The sequence below is a fragment of the Streptomyces showdoensis genome (assembly GCF_039535475.1).
Classification (GTDB): domain Bacteria; phylum Actinomycetota; class Actinomycetes; order Streptomycetales; family Streptomycetaceae; genus Streptomyces; species Streptomyces showdoensis.
Map to the genome: position 1 here is coordinate 557,546 of NZ_BAAAXG010000026.1, position 14,429 is coordinate 571,974.

The 14,429-nt window shown below is 72.7% G+C and carries 12 protein-coding genes; 5 read left to right on the forward strand and 7 right to left on the reverse strand.

The window, feature by feature from the left end; genetic code table 11:
- The first annotated feature begins 216 nt into the window (after nucleotides 1–216).
- Nucleotides 217–1,899 carry a chitinase gene (locus tag ABD981_RS15050; RefSeq protein ID WP_046909829.1) on the forward strand — a complete coding sequence of 561 codons (1,683 nt, stop codon included), beginning with the start codon at nucleotides 217–219 and terminating at the stop codon, nucleotides 1,897–1,899.
- A 201-nt stretch (nucleotides 1,900–2,100) separates the two neighbouring features.
- Nucleotides 2,101–3,447, forward strand: a complete 1,347-nt coding sequence (locus ABD981_RS15055) for a M14 family metallopeptidase (protein WP_046909830.1) — start codon at nucleotides 2,101–2,103, stop codon at nucleotides 3,445–3,447.
- A gap of 9 nt (nucleotides 3,448–3,456) precedes the next feature.
- Here ABD981_RS15055 and ABD981_RS15060 read toward each other — a convergent pair whose 3' ends face one another.
- The 5 genes from ABD981_RS15060 to ABD981_RS15080 all read right to left on the reverse strand — a co-directional run bounded on the left by ABD981_RS15060 (nucleotide 3,457) and on the right by ABD981_RS15080 (nucleotide 7,994).
- Nucleotides 3,457–3,900, reverse strand: coding sequence for a hypothetical protein (locus ABD981_RS15060; RefSeq protein WP_240495354.1), 444 nt, complete (start codon nucleotides 3,898–3,900; stop codon nucleotides 3,457–3,459).
- Nucleotides 3,901–4,106: 206 nt separating this feature from the next.
- Nucleotides 4,107–5,573 (reverse strand): GntP family permease, encoded by a 1,467-nt coding sequence (locus tag ABD981_RS15065; RefSeq protein WP_046909832.1) that lies wholly within the window; start codon nucleotides 5,571–5,573, stop codon nucleotides 4,107–4,109.
- A gap of 113 nt (nucleotides 5,574–5,686) precedes the next feature.
- The gene (locus ABD981_RS15070) at nucleotides 5,687–6,097 is read right to left on the reverse strand and encodes a RidA family protein (RefSeq protein WP_046909833.1); all 411 of its coding nucleotides are present in this window, start codon (nucleotides 6,095–6,097) and stop codon (nucleotides 5,687–5,689) included.
- An 11-nt stretch (nucleotides 6,098–6,108) separates the two neighbouring features.
- Nucleotides 6,109–6,867, reverse strand: coding sequence for an IclR family transcriptional regulator (locus tag ABD981_RS15075; RefSeq protein ID WP_046909834.1), 759 nt, complete (start codon nucleotides 6,865–6,867; stop codon nucleotides 6,109–6,111).
- The gene (locus ABD981_RS15080; protein ID WP_046909835.1) at nucleotides 6,864–7,994 is read right to left on the reverse strand and encodes a sugar kinase; all 1,131 of its coding nucleotides are present in this window, start codon (nucleotides 7,992–7,994) and stop codon (nucleotides 6,864–6,866) included. Before ABD981_RS15080 ends, ABD981_RS15075 begins: the two co-directional genes overlap by 4 nt.
- 152 nt (nucleotides 7,995–8,146) lie before the next feature.
- Here ABD981_RS15080 and ABD981_RS15085 point away from each other — a divergent pair, with 152 nt between their 5' ends.
- Nucleotides 8,147–9,412: an alanine racemase gene (locus ABD981_RS15085; RefSeq protein WP_046909836.1), complete on the forward strand. Its 1,266-nt coding sequence runs from the start codon at nucleotides 8,147–8,149 to the stop codon at nucleotides 9,410–9,412.
- Between the two features lie 11 nt (nucleotides 9,413–9,423).
- Nucleotides 9,424–11,004 carry an N-acyl-D-amino-acid deacylase family protein gene (locus tag ABD981_RS15090; protein WP_046909837.1) on the forward strand — a complete coding sequence of 527 codons (1,581 nt, stop codon included), beginning with the start codon at nucleotides 9,424–9,426 and terminating at the stop codon, nucleotides 11,002–11,004.
- A gap of 7 nt (nucleotides 11,005–11,011) precedes the next feature.
- Here ABD981_RS15090 and mptB read toward each other — a convergent pair whose 3' ends face one another.
- Nucleotides 11,012–12,484, reverse strand: a complete 1,473-nt coding sequence (mptB, locus tag ABD981_RS15095) for a polyprenol phosphomannose-dependent alpha 1,6 mannosyltransferase MptB (RefSeq protein ID WP_046909838.1) — start codon at nucleotides 12,482–12,484, stop codon at nucleotides 11,012–11,014.
- Between the two features lie 33 nt (nucleotides 12,485–12,517).
- A complete protein-coding gene (locus ABD981_RS15100) occupies nucleotides 12,518–13,003 on the reverse strand; it encodes a hypothetical protein (protein WP_123954829.1) in 486 nt (161 codons plus the stop codon).
- Between the two features lie 130 nt (nucleotides 13,004–13,133).
- Here ABD981_RS15100 and ABD981_RS15105 point away from each other — a divergent pair, with 130 nt between their 5' ends.
- Nucleotides 13,134–14,345, forward strand: coding sequence for a pyridoxal phosphate-dependent aminotransferase (locus tag ABD981_RS15105; RefSeq protein WP_046909839.1), 1,212 nt, complete (start codon nucleotides 13,134–13,136; stop codon nucleotides 14,343–14,345).
- Nucleotides 14,346–14,429 lie beyond the last annotated feature (84 nt).

The window sequence follows — 14,429 nt, forward strand, 5'->3', positions numbered from 1 at the left end:
TGGTGAACAGACAATCCTTCAAGCTCCGTCACTTTCTCGGCCGGTGGACGCTCCGCCGCGGGCGGCCCTGAACTGCGGTTCCCGTCAGAGGTCTTGACAACCCGATTGGTCTGGACCAGCTTGTTCCCCCGACGGTGGCCACCGTTCCGCACCTCCGTACGAAGGCGTACGGCCTCCCCTCCCCCCCGCCCTCCCCCACTCCCCCGGAGGCAGCAAGTGGACCGCACCACCAGAGCCGCCCTGGCGCTCGCCGTCGGCGCCGGACTCGTCTTCGCCGTCGGCACCGGCACCGCCCAGGCCGCGGACGTCAACGTGGCCAAGAACGCCGGCTTCGAGAACGGCTTCGCCAACTGGGCCTGTTCCGCGGGCAGCGGCACCGTCGTCTCCTCGCCGGTACGCACCGGGGCCGGCGCCCTGCGGGCCACCCCGGCCGGCCTCGACAACGCCAAGTGCACCCAGACCGTGACGGTGAAGCCGAGCTCCACCTACACGCTGAGCGCGTGGGTGCAGGGCGGTTACGCGTACCTCGGCGCGACCGGCACCGGCACCACCGACGTCTCCACCTGGACCCCGGACAGCGCCGGCTGGAAGCAGCTGACGACCACCTTCACCACCGGCGCGAACACCACCTCGGTGCAGATCTACACGCACGGCTGGTACGGCACGGCCGCGTACTCCGTCGACGACGTGAGCGTCTTCGGGCCCGACGGGGGCGGCGGCACCGACCCGCAGCCGACGATCCCGGCCGTCCCGGCCGGCCTCGCCGCGGGCACGCCCACCTCCTCGTCCGTCCCGCTGAGCTGGGGCGCGGTCTCCAACGCGACCGGCTACAAGGTCTACAAGGACGGCGCCCTCGCGACCACGGTCAACAGCGCCTCGGCCACCGTGACCGGCCTGACCGCCAACACCACCTACCAGTTCCAGGTCTCCGCGACCAACGCCGCCGGCGAGTCCGCCAAGTCGGCCGTCGTCTCCGCGAAGACCGCCCAGGTCACCGACCCGGGCCCCGGCCCGGCCGTGCCCAAGCACGCGCTGACCGGCTACTGGCAGAACTTCGACAACGGCGCCGCCAAGCAGAAGCTGCGGGACGTCCAGGCGCAGTACGACATCATCGCCGTCTCCTTCGCCGACGCCACCACCACGGCCGGGCAGCTCACCTTCAACCTCGACCCGGCGGTCGGCTACGCCTCCGTCGCCGACTTCAAGGCGGACGTCGCCGCGAAGAAGGCGGCCGGCAAGTCCGTCATCCTCTCGGTCGGCGGCGAGAAGGGGAACGTCACCATCAACAGCGACGCCTCCGCGACCGCCTTCGCCGACAGCGCGTACGCCCTGATGCAGGAGTACGGCTTCAACGGGGTCGACATCGACCTGGAGCACGGCATCAACTCGACGTACCTGACCAAGGCGCTGCGCCAGCTCTCCGCCAAGGCCGGCTCGTCGCTCGTGCTCACGATGGCCCCGCAGACCATCGACATGCAGTCGACCGGCACCGAGTACTTCAAGACCGCGCTCGCCGTGAAGGACATCCTCACGGTGGTCAACATGCAGTACTACAACAGCGGCTCGATGCTCGGCTGCGACGGCAAGGTCTACAGCCAGGGCTCGGTGGACTTCCTCACCGCGCTCGCCTGCATCCAGCTCCAGGGCGGCCTCGACGCCTCCCAGATCGGCCTCGGGGTCCCCGCCTCGACCCGGGGCGCCGGCAGCGGCTACGTCGACCCGCAGATCGTGAAGAACGCCCTGGACTGCCTCGCCAAGGGCACCGGCTGCGGCAGCTTCAAGCCGTCGCAGACCTACCCGAACATCCGGGGCGCGATGACCTGGTCCACCAACTGGGACGCGACGGCCGGCAACGCCTGGTCGAACGCGGTCGGCCCGCACGTCCACGGCCTCCCGTAACGCCCGCACCCCCTCGCCCCTTCGGGGGAATCCCCCCGCAGCGCCGCCGCTCCCCCGGCGGCGCTGCGCCGTTTCCGGGGTCCGGGGCCGGAAGAATGTGGCCGAACCCGACCGCTTGACCGGTCCATGTCACAGCCTCACCATGTCACCACCGCACGACCGTCTGTCGCACTCCCCCACACTCCCCACCCAGGAGACAGCATGCGACTTCGTATCCGCGGAAGAAGGTCGGCCGCGCTGGCCGGCCTCCTGGCGCTCGCCCTGGCGGCGCCGATCTCCGCACTCGCGACACCCGCCGGGGCCGACCCGGCGCCGGCCGCCGCCACCCGCGGCGGGGACGAGGTGATCCGGCAGTACGAGATCGCCGGACCCGCCACCCCCGCCGAACGCACCGCCCTCACCGCCACCGGCGTCTCCATCGACGAGGTCGACGCCGGCCACGTCGTGGTCAGCGCCAACGCCCAGCAGGCGGCCCACCTCAAGAGCCTCGGCTACAAGCCCGTCGCCCTGCCCGCCCCGCCCGACCGGGGCAAGGCCGCCACCAGCGCCCTCGGTCCGCTCGACTTCCCCTCCGCCGACGCGAAGTACCACAACTACGCGGAGATGAACGCCGAGATCGACCAGCGGCTCGCCGCCTACCCGTCCATCATGAACAAGCGGGTGATCGGCAAGACGTACCAGGGCCGGGACATCATCGCGATCAAGGTCAGCGACAACGTCGCCACCGACGAGGCCGAGCCCGAGGTCCTCTTCACCCACCACCAGCACGCCCGTGAGCACCTCACCGTCGAGATGGCGCTCTACCTGCTGCGCGAGCTCGGCGCGGGCTACGGCACGGACTCCCGGATCACCACCATGGTGAACAGCCGCGAGATCTGGATCGTGCCGGACCTGAACCCGGACGGCGGCGAGTACGACATCGCCAGCGGCTCCTACCGCAGCTGGCGCAAGAACCGGCAGCCCAACTCCGGTTCCTCGTACGTCGGTACGGACATGAACCGCAACTGGGACTACAAGTGGGGCTGCTGCGGCGGCTCCTCCGGCTCCAAGAGCTCCGAGACCTACCGCGGCACGGCGCCCGAGTCCGCGCCCGAGGTGAAGGTCGTCGCCGACTTCGTCCGCTCCCGGGTCGTCGGGGGCAAGCAGCAGATCAAGACCGGCATCGACTTCCACACCTACAGCGAACTGGTCCTGTGGCCCTTCGGCTGGACCACCGCGGACACCGCCACGGGCATGACCCAGGACGACCGCGACGCCTTCGCCACCGTCGGCAAGAAGATGGCGACGAGCAACGGCTACACCCCCGAGCAGTCCAGCGACCTGTACATCACGGACGGGTCGATCGACGACTACCTGTGGGGCGCGCAGAAGATCTTCGCGTACACCTTCGAGATGTACCCGACCGACTCCTGGAGCGGCGGCTTCTACCCGCCCGACGAGGTGATCGAGCGGGAGACCAGCCGCAACCGCGACGCCGTGCTCCAGCTCCTGGAGAACAGCGACTGCATGTACCGCTCGATCGGCAAGGCCGCGCAGTACTGCTCGTGAGCGGTACGGCTACGCGTTCTCGTCGAAGTAGGCGTCCAGCACCGCGTCGAGCTGTGACTCCCACTCCGTGATGCGTCCCCTGGCCGGTGCGTCGATCTCGATCGGGTACCAGCGCCGGTCAGGGGTGTGCACGGTGACGGTGAACCGCTTGCCGAAACGCCCCGCCGCGGTCTCCACCGCGCCGATCTCGTCCCAGCGGAAGTCGCAGCTCTCCTCGTCGAGGCTGAGCCGTACGCCCTCGCCGTCGGCGACGATCCGGGCCCGCCGGTCGGCGGCCTCGAAGACGGGCCCGTCGGGGACGGCGTCCTCGACGGCCTCCTCCTCGGCGACCTCGGCCACGTCGACGGCCACCTCGTCGGCCGCGTCCTCGGCGGCCTCGGCCACGTCGACGGCCACCTCGTCGGCCGCGTCCTCGGCCACGTCGACGGCCCCGTCGTCGGCCACGTCACTCACCGCCGGTCCTGCCGGCTCCACCGCCGCTTCCGGGCGTGGCCCCGTGATGCCGGGGACGAACGCCGGATCGGCCGCGGCGCCTTGGAGGGGCGGAATGCTGCTGGGTCCTGTGCTCTGCTCCACGCCGGAAGTATGGACGACGATGCTGTGAGGAAGGCAAGCGCCCCTCGCCGAACCCGCCGGCCGCGCTCCCGGCCGCGCGCCGGCTACACGACCAGGCTCAGCGCCGCCGCCACCGCGAAGCCGGCCAGCGACAGCACCGACTCCAGCACCGTCCAGGACTTCAGGGTGTCCCGTTCCGAGATCCCGAAGTACTTGGAGACCATCCAGAAGCCCCCGTCGTTGACGTGCGAGGCGAAGATCGAGCCCGCCGAGATGGCCATGATGACCAGGGCGAGGAAGGCCTGCGAGTGGTCTCCGCCCTCGACCAGCGGGAGCACGATGCCGGCCGTGGTGACGATGGCGACGGTGGCCGAGCCCTGGGCGACGCGCAGGACCAGGGAGATCAGGTAGGCGAGGACGATGACGGGCAGGCCGATGCCGTCGAAGGTGTCGGAGAGCGCCTGGGCCACCCCGCTCGCCTTGAGGACCGCGCCGAAGACCCCGCCCGCGCCGACCACGAGCAGGATGTTGCCGACCGGCTTCAGGGAGGACGTGGACACCTGCTCCAGGGACGCGCGGCTCCAGCCGCGGCGGATGCCGAGCAGGTAGTACGCGAGGAGCAGCGCGATCGTCAGGGCGACGAACGGGTTGCCGAAGAACTCGACGACCGAGCGGAGGGTGGACTCGTCGAGCGCGATGGACGAGAAGGTCGAGGCGAGGATGAGCACCAGCGGCGTGCCGATGATGAACAGGACGGTGGCCAGCGGTACGGGCGCCTCGGAGCCGCCCGCGCGCTCGGCGTCCACCTGCCGCTTGGCCTCCTCGGCGGCGTCCAGCATGTCCTGCGGGACCTCGACGAAGATCCGCTTGCCGATCCAGGCGGCGTACGCCCAGGCGGCGAGGACGGCGGGGACGCCGACCACGACGCCCATGAGGATGACCCAGCCGAGCGAGACGTGCAGCAGGCCCGCGGCGGCCACCGGACCGGGGTGCGGCGGCAGGAAGGCGTGGGTCATCGACAGGCCGGCGAGCAGCGGCATGCAGTAGAGCAGAATCGATTTTCCGGAGCGCTTGGCGGCGGCGTAGACGATCGGCGCGAGGACGAAGATGCCGACGTCGAAGAAGACCGGGATGCCGAAGACGAGGCCGGTCAGGCCCATCGCGAGCGGGGCGCGCTTCTCGCCGAAGAGACCGAGCAGCCGGCTGCTCAGCACCTCGGCGCCGCCGGAGACCTCCAGGATCGCGCCGAGCATGGTGCCGAGGCCGATGATGATGGCGACATGGCCGAGGATGCCGCCCATGCCGTTCTCGATGACGGAGGTGGCGGCGGACTTCTGGACGGTGCCGAAGAGTTCGGTGACCGACAGGCCGGCGGCGAGGCCGACGGAGAGGGAGACGGCGAGCAGGGCGACGAAGGGCTGCAGCCGCACCTTGATGATGAGGAGGAGCAGCAGGGCGATGCCGAGGGCTGCGACGGTGAGCAGTCCCGCGGTGCCGGGTATCAGGAGCAGCAGGCCGCCGGTGTGGGGAGGGGCGGGGGGCGCGTCGGCGGCGAGGGGGGTGAGGTGCATGGAGGGGGGACCTCGGTTCTCGTTCAGGTGTTCCGTTCTGGGCAGGGTGGAGCGCGGCACGGCGTTCCGGGGGTGAACGCCGTGCCGTGGTGCGGCTGGTGGAGCGGGGGGGATCAGCTCAGGACCGCCAGTGCGTCGATCTCGATGAGCAGGCCCTTGGGCAGGCCGACGTAGACCGTCGTGCGCGCCGAGGCGGGGGCCTTGAGGTCCTGCTCCTCGAAGTAGGCGTTGTAGATCTCGTTCATCTCGGCGAAGTGGTCGACGTCCGTGAGGTAGACGCGCATCATCATCACGTCGTCCCAGGAGGCGCCGCCCTCCTCCAGGATCGCCTTGACGTTGGCGAAGGTCTGGAGGGTCTGCTCGCGCAGGGTCGGGCCGGCCGGCGTCGGGGGCTGCCCCTCGACGGCGGGCAGGAAGCCGACCTGGCCGGCGACCTGGAGGATGTTGCCCTTCTTCACGCCGTGCGAGAACTTGGCGGGCGGGGCGGTGTGGGTGGCGGGGACGAGGGCGGTCTTCTCGGTCATGGTGCGGTGTCCTAACTGTCTTTCCTGGGGGCGTTTCCGGAGTAGTCGCGGCTGATGTCCTCGGCGGTGCGGCGCACCAGCGGGAGGAGGGTGAGGAGTTCCTCCGCGGTCACCACGACGTTCGGCGCGGAGACCGACATGGCGGCGACGACCCGGCCGTCGGCGCCGCGGATGGGCGCGCCGACGCAGTTGATCGACTCCTCGTGGCCACCGAGGTCGGTGGCCCAGCCCTGTTCGCGCACGGTCGCCAGCTCCTTGAGGAAGGCGGCGGCGTTGGGCGTCGAACGGGGCGTGTACAGGGGGTAGTCCAGCTTGGCCGCGAGGGCGCGGCGCTCGTGCTCGGGCAGGTCGGCGAGGAGCAGCTTGGCGACGGCGGCGACGGTGATGGCGACCGGCTTGCCGATCCGCGAGTACATGCGCACCGGGTAGCGGCTCTCGACCTTGTCGATGTAGAGCACCTCGCCCTCCTCGTGGACGGCGAGGTGGACCGTGTGGCCGATCTGCTCGTTGAGGGCGGCGAGATGGGGATGCGCGATCTCCCGGATGTCGAGGTTCTCGACGGCCTCCTGGGCGAGCGCGAAGAGCCGGGCGCCGAGGCGGTAGCGCTGGTCCTGCTGCCGGTAGACGAGCCCGTGCTCGTGGAGGGTCCGCAGCAGGCGCAGCGCGGTGGACTTATGCACGCCGAGCCGGTCGGCGACCTGGCCGAGGTCGGCGGGCCCCTGCGCGAGCAACGGCAGGATGCTGAGCGCGCGGTCGACGGTCTGGCTCATGGCGTACGTACCTCCTGGTCGTCCCCCGTCCAGCCGGGGCCGAGGTGCAGTCTCCCCCAGGCGGCGTCGTCGAGTCCGGCGAGCCGGTCGGCGCGGGCGCGCCGGGGCGGCACGGCGAGGTCCCCGGGGACGGTGAGCGCGGCGGCGGCCATCAGGTGCCCGTGCCGCACCCGGGCGACGCTCCCGAGCCCGCGCAGCGTCCCGGAGAGGAACCCGGCGGCGAAGGCGTCCCCGGCGCCGACGGGGGCGACGACGTCGACGCGGGGGGCGGGGACGGAGACGACGAGGTCGGGGGGTGCGGCGGCGGTTCCGGGAGCGCCACCGGCGGTCGTGGCGCGCAGGTCCGGGAGCGGAGTCCCCGGGTCGGGAACGGGCGGGGCGGCGAGGGGGCGCTCGAACACGACCGCCCCCTCGCCGCCCCGCTTCACCACGAGCACCGCGGGCTCGGGCAGCAGCGCCCGGATCCCCTCCGGCTCGCCCACCCCCCACGCCGCCTCCGCCTCGTCGGCCCCGACGAAGACGAGGTCCGCCCCGCGCGCCAGCTCCAGCAGCAGCCGCCCGCCCTCGGCCGCGTCCGCCCACAGCCCGGGGCGGAAGTTGACGTCGAAGGAGACGAGCGGCCGCCCGGCCCGGGGCGCGGTCAGCTCGCGCACGAGGGCCAGGCAGGGCTCGGACAGCGCGGCGGTGATCCCCGACAGGTGGAGGATCCGGCCGTCCCCGACGGAGGCGTACGGGACGGTCTCCGGCGACATCGCGGAGGCGGCGGACCCGGCCCGGTAGTAGACGACCTCGTGCGCCTCGCTGGCCCGGTCGGTGGCGGTGCGGAAGTAGACGCCGGTGGGCCGGCGGGGGTCGCGCCGCACGGCGCCGACGTCGACCCCGTACGCGCCGATCGCCTCGACGAGGTGGTCGCCGAAGCCGTCCCGTCCGACCCGGCCGACCCACTTCGCGCGGTGTCCGGCGGCGGCGAGGGCGCAGGCGACGTTGGACTCGGCGCCGCCGATCCCGCGGGCGAAGGAGGGCACGTCGGCGAGGCGCCCGGGCCGGTCGGGCAGGAAGGTGACCATGGATTCGCCGAGGCAGACGACGTCCGGGGCATCGTCCGCGGGAGGCGGGGTTCCGGTCACCTTCGGGCTCCTTCACGCTGGTGCGGCGGGGCGGCTCGGCGCCGGGTCCATTGACCCGGCGTTGGCCCGGATGTTAGACAGCCTTAAGCGATACGCGCAACGGGCGTTGCATATGTTGCAACCCGCGCAGGAACCCTCAAGGAGGAGGACCCATGCCGGACCTGGCGAACGAGGTCGTCGACCACCGCTTCAAGGCCCTGCCGCCGGACGCCGAGGGCCTGACCGTCGGGGAGCTGGCCGCCCAGCGCCGCAACCTGTTCACCGGCGGCTTCACCACCCCCGTCCTCGCCCTCTCCGCCGAGTCCGTCGAGCACAACCTGCGCCTCCTGGAGGCGTACGCGGAGCGCCACGGCCTCGCCTTCGCGCCGCACGGCAAGACCTCCATGGCCCCGCAGCTCTTCGACCGCCAGCTCGCGCACGGCGCCTGGGGCATCACCGCGGCCGTCCCCCACCAGGCCCGCGTCTACCGCGCCCACGGCATCGCCCGGATCTTCCTCGCCAACGAGCTCGTCGACGCCGCCGCCCTGCGCTGGCTGGCCGCCGAGCTCGACGCCGACCCGGAGTTCCGCTTCGTCTGCTACGTCGACTCGGTCCGCGGCGTCGAGCTGATGGACGAGGCCCTGCGCGCCGCCCCGGCCGCCCGCCCCGTCGACGTGGTCGTCGAGCTCGGCGCCGGCGAGGGCGCCCGCACGGGCGCCCGCACCGAGGCCGACTGCCTCGCCGTCGCCGAGGCCGTGGCGGCCACCGCCACCCTCCGGCTCGTCGGCGTCGCCGGCTACGAGGGCGAGGTCCCGCAGGCCGACGAGGAGAGGGTCCGCGCCTGGCTGCGCCGGCTGACCGCGCTGGCCGCCGAGCTCGACAAGGCCGGCCGCTTCGACCCGGCCGCCGGGGAGATCGTCGTCAGCGCGGGCGGCAGCGCCTGGTTCGACACCGTCGCCGAGGTGTTCGCGGAGCTCCCCGCACTCTCCCTGCCGGTCCTGAAGCTGCTGCGCTCCGGCGCGTACGTGAGCCACGACTCCGGCCACTACCGCGCCCTCACCCCCTTCAACCGGGTCCCCGAGGAGGGCGCGCTGGAGCCCGCGTTCCGGCTCTGGGCGCAGGTCGTCTCCCGCCCCACGCCCGAGCAGGCCTTCACCAACGCCGGCAAGCGCGACGCCGCCTACGACCTGCACCTCCCCGAGGCGCAGGTGGTGCGCGACGCCCGCACCGGCGAGATCCGCCCCGCCGACGGCGTCACCGTCACCGGCCTGTCCGACCAGCACGGCTGGCTCCGCACCGGCCCGGACGCCGACCTGGAGGTCGGCGACTGGCTCGGCATGGGCCTGTCCCACCCGTGCACCTCCTTCGACAAGTGGCAGCTGATCCCGCTCGTCGAGGCGGACGGCACGGTCGTCGACTACATCCGCACCTTCTTCTAGAGGAGCCCGAGATGGATCTCGTCTTCCGTGACGCCGAGGTCGTCGACGGCAGCGGCGCGCCCTCCTACCGCGCGGACGTCGCCCTCGCCGACGGCCGCATCGCCGCGATCGTCAAGGAGGGCGCGGCGGCCGGCTGCCGGCGCCCCACCGCCCGCCGCGTGGTGGACGCCGAGGGCCTCGTCCTGTCCCCCGGCTTCATCGACATGCACGCCCACAGCGACCTGGCCCTGCTCCGGGACCCGGACCACTCCGCAAAGGCCGCGCAGGGCGTGACCCTGGAGGTCCTGGGCCAGGACGGCCTGTCGTACGCGCCGGTCGACGACCGCACGCTGGCCGAGGTCCGCCGGGCCATCACCGGCTGGAACGGCGACGGCTCCGACATCGACTTCGACTGGCGCACGGTGGGCGAGTACCTGGACCGCCTCGACCGGCAGGGCATCGCGGTCAACGCCGCCTACCTCGTCCCGCAGGGCACGGTCCGGATGTACGCCGTGGGCTGGGAGGACCGCCCCGCCACGGAGGCCGAGCTGGACCGCATGCGGCGGCTCGTCGCCGAGGGGCTGGAGCAGGGCGCGGTCGGCATGTCCTCCGGCCTCACCTACACGCCCGGGATGTACGCGCCCGACGCCGAGCTCACCGAGCTGTGCCGGGTCGTCGCCGAGTACGACGGCTACTACTGCCCCCACCACCGCTCCTACGGGGCGGGCGCGCTGGAGGCGTACGAGGAGATGGTCCGGCTCACGAGGGACGCGGGCTGCGCCCTCCACCTGGCCCACGCCACGATGAACTTCGGCGTCAACGAGGGCCGGGCGCCGGAGCTCCTGGCCCTCCTCGACGAGGCCCTGGCCGGCGGCTCGGACATCAGCCTCGACACGTACCCGTACACCCCCGGCTGTACGACCCTGGTGGCCGTGCTCCCGAGCTGGGCCCACGAGGGCGGCCCGGAGGCGCTGCTGGCGCGGCTGCGCGACGACGGGACCGCCGAACGCATCCGGCACCACCTGGAGGAGATCGGCTCGGACGGCTGCCACGGGGTTCCGGTCGAGTGGGACACGATCGAGATCTCGGGCGTCACGGACCCCGCCCTGTCGGCCTCCGTCGGCCGTCGCGTGCCCGACTGGCCCGCGGCCCGCGAGCTCCTGCTCGCCGACCGCCTCGGCACGACGATCCTCCAGCACGTGGGCCACGAGGAGAACGTCCGCGCGATCATGCGCCACCGGGTCCACACGGGCGGCTCGGACGGCATCCTCCAGGGCGACAAGCCCCACCCGCGCGCCTACGGGACCTTCCCGGAGTACCTGGGCCGCTACGTCCGCGAGGAACGGGTCCTCTCCCTGGAGGAGTGCGTCGCCCACCTCACCTCCCGCCCCGCGGCCCGCCTCCGCCTCCCCGACCGCGGCCTGGTCCGCGAGGGCTACCGCGCCGACCTCACCCTCTTCGACCCGGCCACGGTCGCGGCGGGCTCCACGTACGCCTCCCCCCGCACCCTCCCGGTGGGCATCCCCCACGTCCTGATCGACGGCCGCTTCGTGATCGAGGACGGCAAGCGGACGGACGTCCTGGCCGGCCGGTCGATCAGAAGGACCCCCTGACCGGGGCCTAGGCTCCCGTGCCCGTGCGCGCACCACGGCTGCGGCGCCGTCGTGGTGCGGGAACGGGCGCCGTCCCGTGCGGCCGCCCTCCCGAAGACTCCGCCCCGGGGAGGCCGCCCGCGCGGCGGTGGACGAGGACGCCCACCACCAGCGCCACCCCCATCAGCGCGAAGCCGTACCCCGGGGTCCGCCCCGACGGCGCCGTCTCGTACGTCAGCGCCGCCGAGACCACCGCCAGGTACCGCCCCCACGCCCCGTCCCACGCCACCGCCGCGACCCCGCAGACCCCCCACAGCAGGTACCAGGGCTGCACCATCGGCGACAGCGCCACCAGCGCGACCAGCGAGAGCCCGAGTCCGAGCACCGGATCGAGCGAACCCTTCCAGGCGCGCCACCCCAGCGCCCCGATGATCCCGAGGGCCACCAGCAGCCCCAGCTTCTGGACGACCGCCTTCACCGGCTCGGGATCGTCCGCGACGAGCAGCCCGAGCCCGAGCCCGAGGTCGCTGGTGACGGAGAGCGCCGTGTGGATGGTCCCGGCCACGCTCTGGGTGCGCAGCCAGCCGAAGCCGGTCCCGGCGGCCAGGGTCGCGAGCGCGGCGACCCCCGCCGCGACGACCCCCGGCAGCAGCCCCTTCGCGAGCCCCCGCACACCCCCGCCGCAGCCCCGCGCCACGATGATCCCGACGAACAGCAGCGCCACCGCCGCCGGCGACTTGACCATGACCGCGAGGCCGACGAGCACGCTGCCGGCCACCCACCGCCCCCGCACCGCGAGCAGCACGCCGCCGAGCATGAGGCCGATCATCAGCCCGTCGTTGTGCATGCCGGCGACGACGTGGACGAGGAGCAGCGGGTTGAGCGCGGCGAGCCAGAGCGCTCCGGGGCGGCCGCCGGAGAGTCCCCGTACGGCCCAGACGATCAGGGCGAGCGCACCGACGGCGACGAGCCGCATGCCGAGGACGGCCGGCACGACCGACCCTCCGGTGAGTTTCACGACCGCCTGGGCGAGGACGAGGAAGACCGGCCCGTACGGCGCGGGGGTGTCCGTCCAGTGCCCGCCGACGCTGGCCGCGGCGTCCGCGCCGAGCTCGCCGGGGGCGAGGACGGAGGGCCCGGCGCCGTAGACGTCGTGGCCTTCGAGGACCATCGCGCCCTGGGCGATGTAGCTGTAGACGTCGGCGCTGTAGAGCGGCGGCGCGAGCAGCAGCGGCGCCGTCCACCAGCCGAGGGTGACCCCGACCCGCTCGCGGGCACCGGCGAGGAGGAGCCGCCCGTACTGCCACCAGGCGACGATGAGCAGGGTCAGCCCGAGGTACGCGAGGACGGCACCGGCCACGGTGAGGGCGGAGCCGCGTGGTTCCCACAGGCCCCGGCCACCGCGTACCGGCAGGGTCCCGGCGGTCCAGCCGCCGACCGTGACGGCGAGCGATCCGGCCGCGCCGAGCCACCGGCATCCGGCGGTGCTGAAAACCCACATGACGGACCAACCTATCCTGCGGGCCCGCCCGGCCTACCGCTGCTTCCTCTTCGTCCCGGGCGCGGAGCCCGACTTTCCGGGCCGCTCCCCGCCGGGAGTGGTGGGAGTCACGGTCCCGGCGGGCGGCGGGACGGTGGCCGGCGGGGCCGGGGCGGAGGCGGAGGCCGACACCGACGCGGAGGCCGACGCCGACGCCGACGCCGACGCGGAGGGACCGGAAGGGGACGCCGTGCCCGTACCCGACGGGCTCACACCGCTCCCCCCGTCGCCGCCCCCGTCCCCCGTCCCCGGATCCGGCTGGATCAGCGCCGGCATCCCCGCCCGGCCGCCGTCCCCGCCCGGCGGGGAGCCCCGGTCGGACCCCTGGTCGAAGGCGGTGGCCACGACGGCGGCCAGCGCGCCGAGGACCACGACCGCACCGCCCCCGGCCATCAGCAGCGGACCGGGCCCGCGGCGCTTCGAGGCGTGCCTGCGGCGGCGTCTCGGGCCGTCGTCGGCCCCCGTGTCGTACTGGCTCACGAACCGGGATTGTAGGGAGCACGTCAGTGCGGGAGCGACGTGGGTCACATGTCACCCGCCCGGGGGTCCGGACGCACGACGTGGCACAGAACACGGAGCGCGCCGACCGGCCCCGCCGTAAGCTCTCGTCATGCAGGTGATCCAGTCCACGAAGCTGTCCAACGTCTGTTACGAGATCCGGGGCCCGGTGCTCGAAGAGGCGATGCGGCTCGAGGCTGCGGGTCACCGCATCCTCAAGCTCAACACCGGCAACCCGGCCGCCTTCGGCTTCGAGTGTCCGCCGGCCATCCTCGAGGACGTGCTGCGCAACCTGTCCGACGCGCACGGCTACGGAGACGCGAAGGGCCTGCTGTCCGCCCGGCGCGCGGTGATGAGCCACTACGAGACCAAGGGCATCCCGCTCTCCGTCGAGGACATCTACCTCGGCAACGGCGTCTCCGAGCTGATCCAGATGTCGATGCAGGCGCTGCTCGACGACGGCGACGAGGTGCTGGTCCCGGCGCCCGACTACCCGCTGTGGACGGCGTCGGTCTCGCTGGCCGGCGGTACGGCCGTGCACTACCGCTGCGACGAGCAGGCGGACTGGATGCCGGACCTGGCCGACATCGAACGCAAGATCACCGACCGCACCAAGGCGATCGTGATCATCAACCCGAACAACCCGACCGGCGCCGTCTACGACGACGAGATGCTCCGCTCGCTGACGGAGATCGCCCGCCGGCACAACCTGGTGGTCTGCTCGGACGAGATCTACGACAAGATCCTCTACGACGGCGCCACGCACACCCCGACCGCCGCGATCGCCCCCGACCTCCTCGTCCTCACCTTCAACGGGATGAGCAAGAACTACCGGGTGGCGGGCTTCCGCTCCGGCTGGCTCGCGGTCTGCGGCCCGAAGCACCACGCGACCTCGTACATCGAGGGCCTGACGATCCTCGCCAACATGCGCCTGTGCGCCAACATGCCGGCCCAGCACGCGGTGGCCGCCGCCCTGCAGGGGCGGCAGTCGATCGAGGACCTGGTGCTGCCGGGCGGCCGGCTGCTGGAGCAGCGCGACACGGCGTACGAGCTGCTCACCCGGATCCCGGGCGTGACCTGCGTGAAGCCGAAGGGCGCCCTGTACCTGTTCCCGCGGCTCGACCCGACCGTCTACAAGATCAAGGACGATCGGCAGATGGTCCTGGACCTGCTGCGGGCCGAGAAGATCATGGTCGTGCACGGGACCGGCTTCAACTGGCACGAGCCGGACCACTTCCGGATCGTCACCCTGCCCGCCGCCCCGGACCTGGCGGACGCGGTCACCCGGATCGGCACCTTCCTGGACGGCTACAGCCAGCACTAGACCACGCCACCGCGACCGGATCCGGACACCACTCAACTTTAGATTGAATCTAAGCTAGGATGCCTCCAGAGCAATCAGGAGGCC